Here is a 19,271-nt window from a genome sequence, read left to right on the forward strand (position 1 = left end):
ACACAGGGATGGGGTGAATTGACTTGTCAAGCGGTTTTCCCTTTTTAGACTGGCGATACGCACTGATCTATGTCCCCAGAAACTCAAGAATACTCCCGATTCTATTGGCTTTTTTGTATCTTGATTTTTTTTTCTGGAACCAACTGCCAGAACCTGAAATCACTCATCACAAGAGATACCATTTCAGAAATTCCCGCTTCTGTTTTATACATTAAATCTCCCCGAAAAATGAATCTTTCCTTCTTCAAAGAAGGTTCTTCTCACTTCCGATTCATCGAATGGGAACCTGGGAAATCTACCGGATATGCAGAGAAAATTGAGCTTAGTTTCCTTGCTTACGACAGTAATTTTTTATCAAAAATTAAGTCTGAATATGGGAACGAACCATTTGAATCTTATAAAATCATTTGGAACAAAAAGGTTGGAAAATTTAAAAAGGAAGAGTCCGAAAAACGAATCCTTTTTGTTTATACAAACGCATATTTTTCAGAAACAAAAGGATCCACACTCACTTCACTACTAGAAAACAAATCAAACACTGTGGAAATCAAATCACAAATTGAAGAGTTCGATATATTTGAATTAGGTGGTGATTCTGGACTCCTTACAGAAGAAGGAATTCGATCTGAAATTGGCGGTGATAGTCGTTGGTCTCATAGTTTAGGAAGTATGGAATTTTTTTCCCCATCTAGTGTATTCACAAAACAAGAAAACGGTACTATTAAAACAGAACATGTTTCTAGTTATTACGACTATTTACAACTTCGTTATGAATGGAACGAAACCGAATCCGACAAACTATTTTTTAAACCGATCTATAAAGAAAATGATACACAGGTTTTCTTTGTCCCACCTTACACCAATGGGCTCACCACTAAAACAAAAGAACCTTTTGGTTATAAGCGTATCGGAGATTTTTTACTCAAAGAGGAAATGAAATGACAGAAGTTCGTACTCGCTTTGCCCCTTCCCCATCGGGATTTCTCCATGTAGGAGGAGCAAGAACTGCCCTATTCAATTATTTATACGCGAAAGCAAAAAAAGGAAAGTTTTTACTTCGTATCGAAGACACCGACCAAGACAGATCTACCGAAGCTTCTTTCAAAATCATCTTAGAATCTTTAAAGTGGTTGGGAATGGAATGGGATGAAGGTCCTGGTGTAGGTGGTCCGAACGGTCCGTACACTCAGTCCGAAAGAATTCATATCTATAATGAATACACAGACAAACTAATTTCTGAAAAGAAGGCCTATCGTTGTTTTTGTTCTGCAGAAGAATTGGAAGGCAAAAAAAAACAAGCCGATGCCATGGGAATTCCTTATATCTATGATGGGAAATGTTCTGGTTTAACAGAATCTGAAATTCAATCCCAAATTGAGAAAAAAATTCCTTATACCGTACGTTTCAAAACTCCTCATAAAATTGTGATCGTAGATGATATGATCCAAGGAAAAGTAAAGTTTGAATCCAAACTCATTGGTGACTTTATCATTGTGAAATCGGACGGATTCCCTTCGTATAACTATGCCGTGGTGATTGACGATGCCCTCATGAAAATCACTCACGTAATCCGGGGAGTGGGACATCTTTCCAACACACCACGTCAAATTTTGATCTTTGAAGCGTTTGGATTTCCATTGCCTCGATTTGCTCATGCCAGTGAAATCGTAGGAACCGATGGGAAAAAACTTTCCAAACGTGCCGGTGCCACCTCTGTACTTGCCTTTCGCGACTTAGGTTATTCTAGTGATACCATGCGAAATTACATGGCTTTACTTGGTTGGACTTCACCTGATGGGAAGGAATACATGAGTGACGATGAACTTTGTTCCGTCTTTGATGTGGAACGTTGCTCCAAATCTCCTGCTACCTTCGATGTTTTTAAAAAACTAAAAGAAGAAGAAAAGGAAACGGTTGATTTTAATAAACTATCACTCCTTGGACTTGCAGAATACCTGAACCCAAAATCAAAACTCAATTGGATGTCGAATAAGTACATTCGTGATGTGAAAATTGAAACTTTGGGAAAGGAACTCGAACCATTCTTGAAAGATTGTCAAATCCCGGATGCCTACAAACAAGGAACCAATCCACAACTCCTCTCCATTTTAGATTCCGTTCGTGTGTATTTGGACCGCCTCATCCAAGCACCACCCTACATTGAAGAATTCTTTTTAGAAAATCTCCAATTTGAAAATGAAGAGGCCAAACAACTGGTTTTGGAAGGAAACGGCAAAGCAGTAGTATCTGCATTTTACCAATATGTCAAGGCCCATGCCTTAGTGACTCCCGATGAATACAAAGAAGCTATGGCAAAGGCAGGGGAAAGTACAGGCGAAAAAGGAAGGACCCTTTTTATGCCGATCCGAGCCATTACCACGGGGAAATCCCACGGGTTAGAACTACCAATTCTCTTTAGCCTCCTCGGCCAAGAGAAGTTAGTCAAACGGATGGAACAGCTCGCAATGGCCTTGGGGATCACGGTTTAGGAAATTTTTTCCCCTACCGTTCCCATTTAAAGGATTTTTGACTTTTTTTCTGCCTATCTTTCGTGTAATATAAGTAGAAGCGGGGGACAAGGCGGCCATTGACAGCACCATCTGAAGTTTTACCTTATTTGTTATGCCCCTCCGTAGGATCGTATGCTATGTTCCTACCTCCGGATATGTCCTCTGTCAGACATTTCCGAACTGAGCTCAAACGAACCCTGGAAGACAATGGCTTTAGCCCCGACAATATCATGCATATTGAACTGGCTGCTGATGAAGCACTCACCAATGCGGTGGCAGCCAATGTTTCTTGCCATTGTGATGAAACCATCATTTGCCGTTGGCGGATTGATTCCTCAAAATTTACACTGTATATCTTGGATTATGGATCTGGACTTTCGGAAGAAGGTTCTCTTCCCGACACAGACAAAGAACTACTTCGATCTAACCAATCCCAATGTTTTAGTACCTTCCTTGACCATATCAAAAACCACCAAAGTAAAAAACCGGAGACCCTTCCTTATAATGGTTCCGGCCAAAAACATAAGAACATGGGAAAAGGATTGAAAATTATCAATGCCATGATGGACTCCGTTAAAGTAATGTTTCACGGAGAAGGAATGGTAGACGAAGCTCCGGCGGGGTTCAAAGTTATGGGCTCCATCATCGCTCTCGAATACGACCGTTCCAAACACTTATAATTTGATCCTTCATATCAATACTTCTCGCGAATGGCGCGGTGGAGAACAACAGCTTTATTATTTAGTCCAAGGACTGACCACTTTCAAAATCCCTCAAATCGTTGTAGGCCAACCCGGTTCTCCTTTAGAAACAAAATGCAAAGAGAACGGATACGAATTTGTTCCCATCGAAATGCGCGGAGAATGGGATAGGAGTGCTTATAAGAATATTCGATCTCTCTGTATCTCTAAAAAAATAAAACTAATTCATACACATACAGCTCATGCGCATACACTCGCCCTACTTGCAAAACGGAAACACTTAAATATTCCTTTGATAGTATCTCGAAGAGTAGACTTTAAACCTAAAACCAGTTTTTTTTCAAGATGGAAGTACCAACATCTAGCTAACGATTGTTATTTGCCGGTTTCTCAAAAAATCAAAGAAGTGATGATGGAAAGTAAAATTGCTCCAGAAAGAATCATTACTGTTTATTCAGGGATTGATTTAAAACGATTTTCGAAATCTGTCCCTCATGAATACTTAAGAGAAGAATTTCATATTCCTAAAAAATGTATAGTGATTGGAAATGTGGCAGCTCTTGTCGATCACAAAGACCAAGAAACTTTACTCAATGCCATAGCGAAGATGAGAACAAACACAGACTTTCGCCTTATGATTGTAGGTGATGGGAAACTGGAAAACAAACTCAAAACCCAAGCAGAACAATTAGGAATAACTGACAAAGTGATATTTACCGGTTATCGTAAAGATATCCCTGCTTTACTTTCTTTATTTAATATCTTTACACTCACATCCAAAGAAGAAGGACTTGGCACCTCTGTTTTAGATGCTATGGCCTCAGCACTTCCGATTGTTGCTACCAATGGTGGTGGAATTGGCGAAATGTTAGATCATAACGAAGGGGCTTATGTTTGTTCGGTGGGAGATGCAGAGAACATTGCAATAGGTTTAGACAAACTGGTTGGTTCCGAAGAATTGCGATCCAAGTTCGGATCTTTTAACAAAACTTCAGTCAAACGATTTTCTGTCACCAAAACAGTTGAAAAAACAAAACTAATCTATTATTCCTTTTTAGGAGATGCTTTGTACGGAGAAGGAACATGAGTGGAAGACTACTGATCATTGATGGCCATGCTTTGGCTTTCCGAGCTTATTTTGCTTTTGCTGCATCCAACCTCACCAACTCCAAAACAGGACTTCCTAGTGGTGCCATCTTTGGTTTTTGGAGGATGTTATTCAAACTCCTGCAAGATGAAAAAGTAACTCATATCGCGTTCACATTCGATCCAGGCACAAGACTCGAAAGAAATGATTTATATGAAGATTACAAAGCCCATAGAAAACCAATGCCTGAGGACCTCAAACCTCAGATTCATAAAATCTATGAAATGTTAAAGGCTTTGGAATTTCCCATGTACAAATTGGATGGAATTGAAGCTGATGATATCATTGGATCTTTATGTAAAAAATTTGCAAAAGATTTTGAAGAGATCGTCATTTTATCCAGTGATAAAGACTTATACCAAGTTTTAGATAAAAACATACATATGTTACGCGGGAAACGTGGAGTTTCCGAATTTGAAAAAATCGACCCTAAATGGGTGGAAGAAAATATAGGAATCACCAAAGAACAAGTGACCGATTACATGGCACTACTCGGTGATGCATCAGACAACATTCCTGGAGTCAAAGGTGTAGGGGAAAAGGGTGCAGCCAAACTCATTCAAGAATTTGGAAACCTAGAGACCATTTATAAAAAACTAGACCAAGTGAAAAACAAATCCCTTATCGATAAACTAGCAGCTGATAAAGAGAATGCATTTTTATCCAGGAAACTAGCTACCATTGTCACCAATCTCAAACTCGATATTAAAAAGAATGATTTAAAGATCCCAAATTATTACGACCCAGCCAAGGTGCAATATTTCAAAGACGAAGGATTCAATGTCCTCCACCGTGACCTTGCCAAACAAGCGGGAATCCCAATTATAAGCGACGGGGATACTAAAGAAGTAAACCCAGAACCAACTGGAAAAAAGGGAAAAAAATCACAAGAAGGATCAACAGAGAACACTGGGACCGACGGAAAACCAAACAAAGGTTCAGCGGTAACAAAAAAAAGTTACAAACGAATTCAAAACCTAGAGGATCTGAAAAAAATAGTCGCAAAACTAGATCCGAAAAAACCAATTGCGGTTGATACAGAAACCACTTCCCAAGACCCTATGCTTGCGGAACTATTGGGAGTTTCATTCTCCCAGGAACCAGGTGTTGGTTATTATATTGCTTTTTCACACCCTGAGTCCATCTATAGCCACCTCCTCCCTACCCCAGAAGAAGGTCTTGCAGTTTTAAAACCAATGTTAACTGACCCCAAGTGGAAAAAAATTGGGCAAAACATCAAATACGATTTATTAGTGCTTCGTAATTACGGTTTAGAACTTGTCGGTATTTATTTTGATACTATGCTTGCTTCCTATCTTTTGAATCCAGGGGAACGTCGTCATAATATGGACGATATGGCCGTTGACTATTTGGATTACAAAACTATCACATACGAAGAGTTAGTTGGTACAGGAAAGAAAAAACAAAACCTATACGACATAGATCCTGAAAAAGTTTCAGAATATGCCTGCGAAGATGCAGACATAACTTTACAACTTCACAATGTCCTTTCTCCCAAAATGGAAGAAGGAATCCATAAAAAACTATTTTTTGATATTGAAATGCCTGTGTTACTCACTTTGGCAGATATGGAATTTGAAGGGATCGCGGTTGAGCCAGGTTATTTTGAATCACTCTCAAAAGTTTTTGATGCCAAAATCAAAGAACAGGAAAAAAACATTCATTTTTTTGCTGGTAGACCATTTAACATCAACTCAACGAAAGAATTACAAACTGTTTTATTCGAAGACTTAAGGCTTCCCTCAGATAAAAAAACAAAAACAGGATATTCCACAGACCATTCAGTTTTGGAATCCCTTCAAGGCACCCACCCCATCATCGATCATTTGTTAGAGATTCGAAAATTTTCCAAACTCAAATCCACGTATACGGACACTTTGCCAACGCTCATTAATCCAAAAACGGGTCGGATCCATACAAGTTACAACCAAACCATCGCTGCCACAGGAAGATTGTCTTCCACAAACCCCAACTTACAAAACATTCCGATCAAAGATGAGGAAGGAAGGTTACTCAGAAAAGGGTTCATTGCAAAAAAAGGATTTGAAATCCTTTCTCTGGATTATAGCCAAATTGAACTCCGAATTATGGCCCACTTTGCCAATGACCCACAAATGATGGATGCCTACAAGTCAGGAGCCGATATCCATAAAAGAACGGCAGCAGGACTCTTCGGCATTCCAGAAGACCAAGTAACCTCCGATATGCGAAACAAAGCAAAAGTAGTAAACTTTTCAGTGATTTATGGAGTTACTTCTTTTGGGCTTTCCAACAACCTAAGGATCAGTCGCAAAGAAGCAAAAGAATTTATAGAAAAGTATTTTGCTACTTACACAGGTGTAGGCACTTATATGGAAGAAATCGTTGAGTTCTGCAAAGAACATGGCTATGTAGAAACCCTACTTGGTCGTAGGCGTTATCTTCCCGATATCAATTCCAAACATAAAATGGCCAGTGAAGCCGCAAAACGCGTAGCCATCAATTCTCCGATCCAGGGAACTTCTGCGGATATGATCAAACTAGCAATGATTCAAATCCAAAACAAAATTAAAAAAGAATCATTTCGATCCAAACTCATCTTGCAAGTCCATGACGAACTTGTTTTTGAAGTGGATCCCAAGGAAAAAAAAGAATTCTACCAAATGGCCAAAGAAGAAATGGAATCTGCGATGAAATTAAAAGTTCCCATTGTCGCCCAAGGGAAGTTTGGCGGTAACTGGGATGAAGCGCATTAGGCCATTTGCCTTACTTCTTTTCTTTTTTATATTTTATCTTTGGAATACTAAGGATTTATTTTTAAACGATCACCTTTATGGTCGGTTCGACTGGGACATGTATAGTTTCCATGTGGAATTCTTAAGAAAGTCTTTTTTAGAATTTGGAACCACCTTCCCATTATGGAATCCATATTATGGAGCTGGGTTTCCTGTTTGGGAAAATCCAACGAGTAAAGTCGGAAGTTTCACTCATTTATTCGCCGTATTATTCCCCACACTTACTGCTCTAAAGATTAGTTTTCTTTTTTACTTTATTCTCTCTGGAATTCTTAATTTTCTTTCCTTTCGGTTGTATACAAAATCAAATACTTTAGCTTCCTTATTATTCGTTTTTGTATTTCAATTTTCAGGATTTGTATTTCAAAAATTCTATGCAGGCCACTTAAACCAAATCCCTGGATTATTTTTACCTGCTCTTGTATTTTACATTTTGTATTTTGTTAAAAACGGAAATTGGGGAATTGCGATCACAGCCACCGCAATCACCTATATTTTGTTATCTGAAGGAAGCATCTACCCACTGTCTCAAACATTACTTTTAGTTTTCTTTTTAGGAATAAGGGAAGTGTATATATCCGATTCTCCGAAAGAATCCATCTATCGTTTTACGAAATTAAGCGTATTTGTTTTGTTTGTACTTTCTTTCAAATGGATTCCCCTATACCAATTCATCCACTCTGTGGGTCGGTATTTTGTTGGAGATCAATTCCCGTTACATGGGAAAGATTATTATTCAATTTTTTTTGGATCTTCCCAACACCCATTACTTGCTCAGTCCCTTTCGCAAATGCAATATCGGTATTGGGAATATGGGAACTACCTAGGTCAAATCCCTCTCTATATTTTCCCCCTTCTATTTTTCATAAAGAAGCGGATGGTTTTAGTTTTATTTCTACTAGCGCTTGTTTTGTGGGTTATGGCAGGAAATACTTCCGCCTACTCACCTGCGACCCTCCTAAAACACTTACCAATTTATTCCTGGGAGAGAGTGTATCCTAGATGGAGCCTTAGCGTTGTATTTTTATATGCTTGGTGTTTGGCAGTGGGATTCCAAAATCTCTGGGATCTTATTCCGGAAAAATACCAGAGTATCATGGGATCCTTCATCATCCTTTGTTTTCTCATTCACACCCAAGATACAAGAAAAATGAATACCAAGTTTCTTTCGGAAATCTTTGTACTTTCCTTACCTAAGGTATCCGTTCAAAATCCAAATCCATTTCCCATCACAGTTCTTTCAGTTCCCGACTATGGATCTGATTCACGAATGTTGCCTGCATTGAAAGCAGATTTATCGATCAATGATATTTACGAAAATTTAACTTTCTATTTTACTAACAAAACCATTACAGAGAAAGACTATAAGGGAGAATTCTATCTTTTTTCTACGAAGGAAGCAGTGAAACCTATTTCTTGGAAACCTGACCATTACTCATTTGGTTTTTTAAAGAAAGGTGAAACTTTGGTTTTCAATCAAAAGTACCACCCTTCCTTTACGACTTCGGTTCCCGGCATAGATCCATGTTCACTTAATGGATCTTTGGCGGTTAATTCTCCAAAAGATATTAAAGAATTTTCCATATACTACTCGCCCTTAAAGAGTTTCTCCTCAATGGCAAAACCACAACCAAGCTGTAATCTAAAAACCGGAAATTAAACAATAGAATGACAGTCGCAAGATTGGAAATAAATTGCATTTGACAAAAACCAAAACAAGTTCAATATTTTTTTAGTCATGTGTAACCTGCTTTCTTGGCGATTGATTTTAGAAGAGGAAAAAAAGGCAGACTGGTTTCTTAGGTTGCCTCGAGAAACAATCAATCAATTTCTAAAACAATCAACTCCACTCTATGAAATCAAACACCCAAAAAGTCAGATCCAATCATTCCAATTAATCGGTGAATCCATCACAACTGCGACTTGCACTTGGGGCACAAAACCATCTTGGTGTCCCGACTTGCTAACAAACACAAAATCAGAAAAATTATTCTCATCTCCCTTTTGGAGTTTATATGTTAACAATCGAGTTCTAGTTCCAGTGCATTCATTTTATGAATGGCAAACTCAGAATACCGGAAAAAAGCATAAATACGAAATCACATTCAAAAATCCTTATACTTATTTTGCGGGTCTTTGGGGAGAAGAAGATGGAATCCGTTGGATTACTATTCTCACTGGGGATGCGAATGAAAAAATGAAATCCATTCATAATAGTGGTGATAACAAACATCGCCAACCTATCATTATGCCAGAGCAAAACCAAAATCATTGGATGGATCATTCGGTGACAAACCCGAAAGATATAACAGACCTCTTATACCAATTCACTCCAGAGGAAACTACAGAACTTGATCTCAACAAAGAGGCCACTTTGTTTGATTGAATTACAATGGATCTTAAATTTTCGTTTCACAGCTTAGTGTCACAAAAATGTAACATAACAACTAATGGTCCATTCAACTGATTTTCACCTTATTGTCACATTGTCGTAACCGACCCATTTTACCTTATAGGCAAGATAAACCAAGAGGATAGAATCCAATGAAACCAAATACAATAAACAAAACAGAACGAATTTTAGAAGTTCGTTTAGCTGAAAACCAATTGGAAATTGAAAGAGCACTGGCACTACGTTATGAAGTGTTTAACTTAGAAATGGGAGAAGGTTTGCCACAATCTTCTGCTACTCGTAAAGATCGTGATGAATACGATTTGTATTGCCACCACCTCATTGTTATCGATAAATCCACCGATGACAAAAAAATTGTAGGAACCTACCGTATTTTAACTCGTCAAAATGCAAAAAACGGAATTGGTTTCTATAGCGAAAACGAATTTGATATCACATCTATTTATAACCTACCAGATGAAATTGCAGAAGTAGGACGTTCTTGTGTCCACCCTGAATACCGCGATGGTTCTGTGATTTCCCTTCTCTGGCAAGGCCTTGCTGAATTCATGAACAAACATAATGTTCGTTACCTTATGGGTTGCGGATCCATTCACTCAACGGATGCGGGAGTTGCTTCCCAATCATACGGGTTTTTAAAAGCGAAAGAAGCGATTGCCCCTGAGGAATTTCGAGTGTATCCAAATCCTGATTTTGTCCTTCCTGGGTTTGACGCCAATTTTCATGTCGAAGATCCGAAAACTATCTCCAAAAATATCCCTCCACTTTTGAAAGGATACCTCCGAGTGGGTGCTAAAATCTGTGGAATTCCTGCACTGGATTCTGTTTTTGGTACTACAGATGTGTTTATTCTTTTCGACCGCAAGGAAATTACGGAGAGATACGCGAAACACTATATGAATGCATGAGCCTTAACCAGGAAATAGACTACCAGCACCCGACAAAAAAGGACCAAGTTCGATTCTTTGCTTTTACCTTTTTTTTAGTCCTTACGATTTGTGCCGGTTATTTCCTGGGCATTCCTCGGTATTATCTTGGATGGTTTTCATTTGCGATTGCATCGTTCTCTGTGGCCGGAAACGATGCAGTCCAAACCATCGGAACCTTTATCGAGAGTAAAAAATCAGTTCACTGGCTCCAGAAGATTCTCGTTTTCGGTGGCCTTCTATTTTTAGTCCATTTGGCTGCATGGTTTTTGCATGGTGGAGAAATCCATTTTCATAGACTCGATTCTATCCCAGAAACCAAAGACTTCAACCTACTCCAACTCCTGGCACCTGTTCTTCTTGTTGTTATCACAAGGTTACGTGCCCCCGTATCCACAACTTTTCTCGTCTTAGGTCTGTTTGGTGGCAAAAGCATCGACCAAATGTTAACCAAATCCTTCTTTGGTTATGGTCTCGCTTTCCTTGTGGCGATTTTTGTTTGGGCCATCCTTGTCAAAGTTGACCCACATGAATACCATGAAGTCCATACTCCCGATCCTGTAACGGAACGAAGATGGTCACAGTTACAATGGCTTTCCACTATGTACTTATGGGTAGCATGGTTACTCCAAGACACAGCCAATATTGCTGTGTTTTTACCACGCCAATTGGGAATCATCGAATTTTTAACCGCAGTTTTTATATTAATTACAGCTCTACTGATTATCATCCGAACCAATGGAGGCACCATCCAAAGAGTGGTTTCTGAAAAGTCCGATATCCAATGGGCCAAAGCTGCTACCATTGTGGATTTGGTTTATGGGAGTTTGTTATTCTTTTTCCAATCCATAAGCAATGTTCCCATGTCGACTACATGGGCCTTTCTCGGACTCCTTGCAGGTCGGGAAATCATTTTGAACGTCATCACTTACAAGGACCTTCCTTACCTCGACACCTTTCGCAAAGTGGGAAAGGATGTAGTTCTTGCCACCATTGGAATTGTGGTTTCCATTCTTGTATTTTTTCTCTCTTACTTTCTCTACCCAGAACAAAGGGCAAACACCCCTCTAGAATTTTGGAATTCACCCACCCAGGAAGATTCTCTATAATTTTCTTTGACAGTACCCGCAATTGTCAGGGTAGTGTCATATATGAGATTGATTCTCACATAGAGAACAAGGAGCCATTATGTCCATAGCAATGATGTTACGAGAAGGAACTGCCGACAAACACCAGGAAACTGAAAAGGTTCCTTATATCCGGGCAATTTTTAGAGGGGGACTTGATACCCAAACTTATACTTACCAATTAGAAAGCCTACTTGCAGTTTATACTGTTATGGAAGAACTCTACCGCCAAAACAAAGACAACCCTATCCTATCCAAACTTTACTTCCCTGCTCTCTTTCGGGAAAACTCTTTGAAAGAAGACATCGCCACTTTCCAAAAAAAATTTGGAACAAAACTTCGTGGTTCTATATCCAAAGCTACGCAAAACTACATTGACCATATTCAAAACATTGCAAAAACAAAACCGGAACTACTCGTTGCACAAGCTTACGTCCGTTACTTGGGAGATCTTTCTGGTGGTCAGTCTATTAAAAAAGTAGTAGCAAAAACTTTCGAATTGGAAGGAAATGAAGGAACTGCTTTTTATGAATTTCCTGAAATCGAAGACCTTATGGCTTTCAAAGGCATCTACCGCCAAAATTTGGACACACTTCCTCTGAACGATACACAAAAAGCAGAACTATTAGCTGAGGCAAACGCCACTTTTGATTTGAACAAATTTTTGTTTATTGAACTCGATTCCGATCTAAAAGAAAATATCGGAATGGATCGTTACCAGACTCTTTTACCAGCAGGTTAATTTTTGGGATTCCCGTATACTTTAGTAACTTTAGTTTTTTTATCCATGTTGCCGGTGACAATGATTGTACCGGTAGTAAAGGATGTAGTTAAGGATCGGTTGCTTGGATCCAACTGGGAAGTAGCATACTTTACAAGTATCCCTATGCTCGGTTCCTTTCTCTTTGCACCGATTGCGGGAATCATATCCGATCGTTTTAAAAACAGAAAGTATTTCATTAGTTTTTTCTGTTTTTTAGACGCAGGACTTTTTTATCTACTCACCATAGTCACCGATATGGGGCTCTTTCTTTTTTTAAGATTCCTTGAGGGAGCTGCCCATATCTTTATCATAGGTCTCCTACTGAGTTCCGCAGCCGATCGTGAAAATGATCCGGAGAACAAACGTTACTATGGGAAAGGAATTCTTATGGGGATCACGGGAATGTTTTTATCCCTGGGTGGTGCGTTTGGAATGCCACTTGGAATTCTCGGAAGAAAAAATCCGTTATTACCCTTTTATGTAGGTTCTGGGATTCTTATCTTTGTTGGATTATTTAGTTTACTCATGTTAAAAGACAGAGGAATTCATAAAGTCAAAGATTTTAAGTTAAGCGATTTAAAAGTCGCCATATTCGAAAATCCATTTTTATTCGTACCATTTTTATTCAACTTCATCGATCGTTTTACTGTTGGATTTATCATCTCATCTTTCAATATCCATTTAAGAGAAACATTAGCATTTCATCCAGGAATGCTTGGAGTGTTTTTAGGACTGGTTCTTTTCCCAATGAGTTTGTTATCCTATCCATCCGCCCTCCTGTCTCGCAAAACAGGCGTTCTGCCCCTAGTTCTTGTTGGATCAACCATTTACGGAATCTTTCTTGGGCTTTCAGGCACTACCAATGAATTTTGGTATCTATTTACCTTTTTACTTATCTGTGGAATTGGGGCGGGTGTAATGTTTGTTCCTTCCATGATGCTTGCCAGTAAAATGTCAAAACCTGGTCTTACAGCGACTACCATGTCAGCTTTTACCGGTGTGGGTTCGCTTGGGTTTATGTTAGGGCCAGTGGTTTCTGTGCAAATGCAAACGGTCTTTGAATCCATTTTACCTCCGGCTTATAGTTTTTCTGCCTTATCTTTCTTTTTTGGATTTTTGGAGATTGGTCTCGTATTTTTAACCATTCCATTTTTCAAAAAGATTTTGGGAAAAATGGGCAGAATCGATGAGGAAAGAGAAAAGATATCACTTGCCAACCCTGATCCTATCCTGTAGAATCTTTGTTTAGTCCATCTCAAGGTAAGGGTTTATGATCAAAAAACTTTTGATACTCAGCACACTCGCTTCGGTTCTTTTCTTAGTTTCTTGTACTTCCGGAAACAAAGTTCAAGCAGGAAGCACTAAAGTTCATCCACACACAGCACTTCGTAAATTAGAAATCGATATGATTAAAGTGGGGGATGGTTTGGTAAAAACAGAAGCTGTTCTTGGCAAATCTACAGAAAAATCATCCGATCCTAGCGGAACTGTGATGGTATGGTATTTTGCAGAAGATCGTGATGTTCCAGAACAGTATTACACTCTAAAAGAAAAACCAGATGTAGTCGAAAAGTTTTTGAAACTCACTTTTGATCCTAAAAACAAAATCACGGCCAAAGACTTCAAACTATAAAATCATTCTGCCGATTCGGATTCTGTTTCCGCATCTGTAGGACCAGGAAAAGGAAAACCAGGGAAACTTGGTTTGACTTTTCCTTCCACATCATCATCTAACAAATCAACGGTGGCAAATCCTAATAAAAAGTCAAAGGCTTCTGCTACATTGAATCCAAGTCTTGCACCACCGTAGACTCCAGCTGCCAGTTCGAAGTTCCAAGAATAACCTGGTGGATAACCAAAAGGTTTTTGGTCTTCTTGCGGAAGATACACTAAAAATTCCTTCTGACCAGTGGCAGCTACCAAGTCCTTTGTAAGTTCCCGACGGAAATGTTCTTTTTTTCTTTTTTTCCGATCTTTCACAGGATCATACCAATAGGAATAATACCGCATCTTATAACTTTTTACATTGGCCCTTTCGTCAGTTGTGAGAGGGATTCCCTTTTTATCCACGAGCCAATTTCCTTTGGCATCCAATGTTGGTAGTCCGGAATGAAAACTCTCCCCACCTAATACACCAAAGACGAGCTGTTGGGAGTGATAAGTGCCGAACTGCCCACCCCGGAGTCCAACTCCTCGGCCCAAATCTTTTTTACCCATCTCCGATTCTCCTCCTTGGAAAAGAACACCAATGGGAAGTGGTCCTACTTTAACTGCTGCTCCATACATAGGAGTTTCTGCCCCAACAGTCACAATGTCTTGAAAATCATTTTTACGATTTTTCCAATAAGTGGCACATTGTAGAAAAAAAGAAAGGGTAAGGAGAAGTCCGATAGATCGCATTCTTTTCCAGTTTTTTTCATTTTCTACTTTTCGGAATCAAAAAAACACACAGTTTGGAGAGATATGACTTCTTTTGAAGACTTCCCCATGATTGAAGTGAAAAAAATGAATGAGACGGAAGTTCGTCTCTTTGCCCTTCTTTTCAATCTCCTTCGTGAACCGAAAGGGATTAGCTTCCAAAAATTTCGCAACATCATGCCTCGTTTCTATAAAAATGAAGATAGGGAATCAGATCGCAAAAAACTTTACCGCGACCTAAACCAACTCAAAAGCCTTGGATTCAATATCAAAGTGGCACAATTTGGTTACCAATCAGAAGATTATTTTCCTTATTATTTAGAAAAAGAATCCATAGACCGTACTCTTAAATTCACCAAAGAAGAGTTAGAATATCTTTCTCAAGTTTTGTTTGCCACAGATCCTACGATGGAAGGTTTTAGCCTTTCGCAAAAACTATTCTCTCATCATTTGGATCTCATTCCGAAATTTGCCAAACAACCCAAAGAAGAATCTGAAATGGAAGAAATCCCAGATACTTCTAACACAGAAAAAATCCTCCAAGCCATCAAAGACAAAAGAGCACTCACCATTCAATATGGATTTGATTCAAACGAAAGAATCATAGAACCATATCGACTCGTGCGTAAGAACACAACGGACTTCTATTTACTCGCTTATGACCGTGGGAAAAAATCCTTACGTAGGTTTATCCTTCCTAAAATCACTGTGAAAAAAGAATCCAAAGAAGAATTCCAATCCAATCTTAAAATTACAAACCAAGACCTCAACTTCCACCCTTTGTTACTTGCAAAACATCCTGAATTAGAAATTCCATTTCAAATCCATCCTGATTATGAAGACCGTTGGAAATTGTTTTTAGAAGGTGCGCAGTTTGAAAAGTTGGGAGACGAATACCGAGTAAAAACCACAAACCAAAATGCACTTTTCCAATTTTTTGTCTTATCTCCGGAAGCTCTTGTCTCCACTTCCGATCGTTGGAAAGAGACATTCCAATCCTATACAAAACATTGGGAAAATTTGTATCAATTTGTTTGATCCTCAAATCACACCTGTTACCAAGTCGCAGTATTTACAATACTTAAGATGTAAAAATGCCTTCCATTTGGTTAGAGAAGGGATCATCCCGAAACCTTTATCCTCATCTTACGGTGGTTATTTGGAATGGGGAGATTTTTTACAATTGTGCAGAAGCCAATTTAAAGACTCGGCCTCCATAGATAAAACATTAGAAAGAGAAGAAAGCATTCAAAAAACCCAGGAATGGATTTTGGAAAAAAAGTCTATCTTTCATGCCCACCTTCGCTCAAAACCATTTGTTTCCACTGTAGAATATTTGGAATACGATCCTGACCGTGAAGGATGGATCCTTTGGGACTTTCGCCCGATTGGTTCTGTCAAACAAGACATTCTCCGATCCTTTTACTTTCATAAAAAAGTGGCAGAAGGGATGTCACTGAATGTCATTGGATACAAACTCATTCGCATCCAAACGAAATACATTTTCCCTGGTGGGCCAATTTACCCCGAAGACTACTTACTCATAGAAGACATAACTCCGAGAATGGAATCGGAATGGGGAACTCGTGAGGAAGAATGGAAACCATTCCTGTCCGAAATTGAGAGAACAAACGAACAAACTGTACAGTTTTCTTTCCTTGATTCCAAACCCAGTTGCCGGTCTCTAAAATCCTGTTGGTCACCGAGCCACTGCGCGGAAGGGAAAGAAAATGCCAAAGAAATTTTTGACTTCCGAGATAGTTCTGAATTAGCAAAACAGTGGTTTGCCTTGGGGTACAATTCGTACGAATCTGTTCCTGATTCAGAGCTTACCCCCATCCAAAAGATACAAAAACAGGCGCATATCTCGGGTAAAACTTACTTTGACCGAAATGCTTTTGAAAGTTACCTAACAAATGTTACAAAAACTGTAGCATTTCTAGATTTTGAGTCTATCAATCCATACCTCCCCCTTTACCCGAGTACAAGACCTTTCCAACACGTACCTTACCTCTATTCTTTACATATTTGGGATACGGAAACCGATACACTAACGCACAAAACGTACTTACATGAAGATGTGGGCACAGATCCCCGACTTGCAGTCATTACCCAATTGCAAAAAGACCTTCCTGAAGGAATCACCATCTTCTCATTTAATGATTTCTTTGAAAAACTGATCATCCAAGAGACGGCCACAGCCTTTCCTGAGTTTTTAGAGTTTTGGGAAAGAATCAAATCGATGTTTATCGACCTGGCGATGCCGTTCAAAAAATTATGGATCTACCATCCTGGCCAAAATGGCAAAGCATCTTTAAAGGAAATACTGCCTTGTTTTAGTACAGAAAGCCATGGCGGTCTATCCATTCGCGAAGGACAAGATGCAAACTACCAATATTTAAGATTAATAAAAAAGCAGGTGACAGCCGAAGAAAAAAAACGTGTTCTGGAGGATTTGAAAGCTTACTGCAAACTTGATAGTTACGGTTTGTTTTTAATCTATAGAATGTTATTAGAACGATTATCGGTTATTTAATGTTAGGTATCAAAAAATCAGTCGCACAACTTGTCTTTTCGTTACCAGAACATTGGATTTCCACTTTGGTTCGAAAAAATAACCAACCGGAAACTAGCGCTTTGGATCCTCGCTGTGCACTTGCATGTAACATTGCGCGGTTCCTCCCCAAAATGGAACAAATGAGTCCAGAAAAGGCACGCCGGCACTACCGCGATCAAATGCGGATCTTCGATGAACCGGAATTTCCCATTCCTCACATCGAAGACAAACTCATTCCCACACCTAGCGCCTCTTTCATTCCCATCCGTGTCTACAACGCAAACCCACAAAAAAGAAACCTACCCACCATCCTATTCTTTCATGGTGGCGGACTCACGATAGGTAATTTAGACACTCATGATAATTTCTGCCGTAAAATGTCTCATTACACAAAAAGCATTGTGATTGCCGTGGATTATCGTTTGGCTCCAGAACATCCTTATCCTGCTGCCCATGATGATGTTTGGCTTGCTTACCAATATGTTCGTAACACCGCCTACCTCTTTGGTGGATCACCAAACGCAATTGCTGTTTGTGGAGATAGTGCAGGTGCTTTACTTGCCACTACCCTTTGTCTCAGAGCCAAAAAAGATAAGGTCCAAGTTCCTGTATTCCAAGCTCTACTCTACCCAATGCTTGATACGGCAAAAGAATCGGAAACCTACGAACTCTTTGGGGAGGGTTATGTCCTCACAAAGTCAATTATGCGGTGGTTCATCCAAAACTACCTTCCAAACAAAAAAGACAGACTCCTCCACAACAACTCGCCAGTTCTTGCTGACTCCAAGGAACTCAAAGGTATGCCTCCCACTTACATCGGAATCGCAGGTTATGATCCACTCCGCGAAGAAGGCGAAACCTATGCCAAACACTTACAATCGGCCGGCGTGAAGGTAGAAGAACGCCTTTTTCCTTCTCTCGTTCATGGTTACATCCAGCTCACAGGTCTCATTCCCAAAGCCAAAGAAGCAGAATTGGATCTATTCCAGTCCTTTGTGCGTTTTTTTTCTGGGCGAAAAATCTGAGTAAGTCCATTCAAGAATCGACAAGGAAGGATTCGATACTATAAAGGACAGAATTCCCTGAGGTACGTCATGATTCTAAGATTCTCCATCTCTCTCTTTTTCCTACTTGGGATTTCGGCACAGTACGCTGAAAAACCGGCTTCCGCTACCTTGAAGGAACGTGAGACCCAAAAACAAATCGACCTGCAAAGAAAAAATGGGTTTGGTGATAACGAAATTGATACCTTACATGCTAGTATCAGTGGAAACCTGAAGAAAATCAAAAAACTCCAAGATTTAGGAGTGGATAAAACTGCCGCACAATATCTTGCTCATACTCCCGAAGACCACAAAGAACTTTATAAAAAAGACAAAGATGGTAAACCTTACTTAGAAATCAAACTCCCACAAGGACAGTCTTACATTGATTATCCGACTGTTTTTTTGTATGATGGAATTGCTTATATCTACCCTAAGGAAGACTTTAGTGACCTAGATAAAATCATCCTTGCTTTCCGACGAGTGAACGCAGATGGAACTGTCCATGTAAAGGAAATGAGAAGACTTGTAAATCCTTCGCCAAAATCAGAAAGTCCAGACAAAGACGAAAAAGGGGATGCGAAGTTAGATACAAATTCTGATATTCGATTGGAATACTATAGATCCTTAACTTCAGATACTATTTGGCCCAATGATCCGGTACAACCAGCAGAACCGGATATTGCTATGGTGTTAAACGATGAAAAAGACCCACTACCTTATGATAAACAAAAACATATCATGAGGTCTTACAAAAAGATGTTACGTAAAATCTCAAAACAAACTGCATTCAAACTTAGAAGTATTGAATTAGATCAAAAACAAATGATCACAAAAATTTTGGACTATAACACAAACTAAATTAGAAAAA

The 19,271-nt window shown here is 39.2% G+C and carries 17 protein-coding genes; 16 read left to right on the forward strand and 1 reads right to left on the reverse strand.

Annotated features, from left to right (window positions below):
- Positions 1-69 precede the first annotated feature (69 nt).
- From LEP1GSC203_RS00320 to LEP1GSC203_RS00375, 12 genes are all read left to right on the forward strand, one after another.
- Positions 70-942 carry a hypothetical protein gene (locus LEP1GSC203_RS00320; protein WP_002971560.1) on the forward strand — a complete coding sequence of 291 codons (873 nt, stop codon included), beginning with the start codon at positions 70-72 and terminating at the stop codon, positions 940-942.
- Positions 939-2,489 (forward strand): glutamate--tRNA ligase, encoded by a 1,551-nt coding sequence (gene gltX, locus LEP1GSC203_RS00325; protein WP_002971914.1) that lies wholly within the window; start codon positions 939-941, stop codon positions 2,487-2,489. The genes LEP1GSC203_RS00320 and gltX overlap by 4 nt, the downstream gene beginning before the upstream one ends.
- Before the next feature lie 98 nt (positions 2,490-2,587).
- Complete coding sequence (locus tag LEP1GSC203_RS00330; protein ID WP_232225677.1) at positions 2,588-3,190, forward strand: ATP-binding protein; 603 nt, start codon at positions 2,588-2,590, stop codon at positions 3,188-3,190.
- A 1-nt stretch (position 3,191) separates the two neighbouring features.
- The gene (locus LEP1GSC203_RS00335) at positions 3,192-4,298 is read left to right on the forward strand and encodes a glycosyltransferase (RefSeq protein ID WP_002971689.1); all 1,107 of its coding nucleotides are present in this window, start codon (positions 3,192-3,194) and stop codon (positions 4,296-4,298) included.
- The gene (polA, locus tag LEP1GSC203_RS00340) at positions 4,295-7,114 is read left to right on the forward strand and encodes a DNA polymerase I (protein WP_002971615.1); all 2,820 of its coding nucleotides are present in this window, start codon (positions 4,295-4,297) and stop codon (positions 7,112-7,114) included. Before LEP1GSC203_RS00335 ends, polA begins: the two co-directional genes overlap by 4 nt.
- Entirely contained in the window at positions 7,101-8,813 is a 1,713-nt protein-coding gene (locus LEP1GSC203_RS00345; RefSeq protein ID WP_002971904.1) for a hypothetical protein, read from the forward strand. Before polA ends, LEP1GSC203_RS00345 begins: the two co-directional genes overlap by 14 nt.
- Positions 8,814-8,957: 144 nt before the next feature.
- Complete coding sequence (locus tag LEP1GSC203_RS00350) at positions 8,958-9,539, forward strand: SOS response-associated peptidase family protein (RefSeq protein WP_232225683.1); 582 nt, start codon at positions 8,958-8,960, stop codon at positions 9,537-9,539.
- Positions 9,540-9,697: 158 nt separating this feature from the next.
- Positions 9,698-10,474 (forward strand): GNAT family N-acetyltransferase, encoded by a 777-nt coding sequence (locus LEP1GSC203_RS00355; protein ID WP_002971868.1) that lies wholly within the window; start codon positions 9,698-9,700, stop codon positions 10,472-10,474.
- Entirely contained in the window at positions 10,471-11,601 is a 1,131-nt protein-coding gene (locus LEP1GSC203_RS00360) for a hypothetical protein (protein WP_039936775.1), read from the forward strand. Before LEP1GSC203_RS00355 ends, LEP1GSC203_RS00360 begins: the two co-directional genes overlap by 4 nt.
- Positions 11,602-11,680: 79 nt before the next feature.
- Positions 11,681-12,361, forward strand: a complete 681-nt coding sequence (locus LEP1GSC203_RS00365; RefSeq protein WP_002971731.1) for a biliverdin-producing heme oxygenase — start codon at positions 11,681-11,683, stop codon at positions 12,359-12,361.
- Positions 12,362-12,364: 3 nt separating this feature from the next.
- On the forward strand, positions 12,365-13,618 hold the full coding sequence (locus tag LEP1GSC203_RS00370) for an MFS transporter (RefSeq protein ID WP_002971823.1): 1,254 nt from the start codon (positions 12,365-12,367) through the stop codon (positions 13,616-13,618).
- Positions 13,619-13,652: 34 nt separating this feature from the next.
- Positions 13,653-14,015: an LIC13410 family lipoprotein gene (locus tag LEP1GSC203_RS00375; RefSeq protein WP_002971574.1), complete on the forward strand. Its 363-nt coding sequence runs from the start codon at positions 13,653-13,655 to the stop codon at positions 14,013-14,015.
- Between the two features lie 2 nt (positions 14,016-14,017).
- On the opposite strand, the gene LEP1GSC203_RS00380 is transcribed toward LEP1GSC203_RS00375, so the two are convergent.
- Entirely contained in the window at positions 14,018-14,782 is a 765-nt protein-coding gene (locus LEP1GSC203_RS00380) for an LIC13411 family adhesin (protein WP_002971789.1), read from the reverse strand.
- Between the two features lie 63 nt (positions 14,783-14,845).
- Here LEP1GSC203_RS00380 and LEP1GSC203_RS00385 point away from each other — a divergent pair, with 63 nt between their 5' ends.
- The 4 genes from LEP1GSC203_RS00385 to LEP1GSC203_RS00400 all read left to right on the forward strand — a co-directional run bounded on the left by LEP1GSC203_RS00385 (position 14,846) and on the right by LEP1GSC203_RS00400 (position 19,261).
- The gene (locus LEP1GSC203_RS00385) at positions 14,846-15,838 is read left to right on the forward strand and encodes a helix-turn-helix transcriptional regulator (protein ID WP_002971862.1); all 993 of its coding nucleotides are present in this window, start codon (positions 14,846-14,848) and stop codon (positions 15,836-15,838) included.
- The gene (locus tag LEP1GSC203_RS00390) at positions 15,831-17,336 is read left to right on the forward strand and encodes a DUF2779 domain-containing protein (protein WP_002971752.1); all 1,506 of its coding nucleotides are present in this window, start codon (positions 15,831-15,833) and stop codon (positions 17,334-17,336) included. The genes LEP1GSC203_RS00385 and LEP1GSC203_RS00390 overlap by 8 nt, the downstream gene beginning before the upstream one ends.
- Positions 17,336-18,382: an alpha/beta hydrolase gene (locus LEP1GSC203_RS00395; RefSeq protein WP_002971878.1), complete on the forward strand. Its 1,047-nt coding sequence runs from the start codon at positions 17,336-17,338 to the stop codon at positions 18,380-18,382. Before LEP1GSC203_RS00390 ends, LEP1GSC203_RS00395 begins: the two co-directional genes overlap by 1 nt.
- A gap of 69 nt (positions 18,383-18,451) precedes the next feature.
- Positions 18,452-19,261, forward strand: a complete 810-nt coding sequence (locus tag LEP1GSC203_RS00400; protein WP_002971671.1) for an LIC13212 family protein — start codon at positions 18,452-18,454, stop codon at positions 19,259-19,261.
- Positions 19,262-19,271 lie beyond the last annotated feature (10 nt).

It is taken from the genome of Leptospira terpstrae serovar Hualin str. LT 11-33 = ATCC 700639 (assembly GCF_000332495.1).
Taxonomy (GTDB): Bacteria; Spirochaetota; Leptospiria; order Leptospirales; family Leptospiraceae; genus Leptospira_A; species Leptospira_A terpstrae.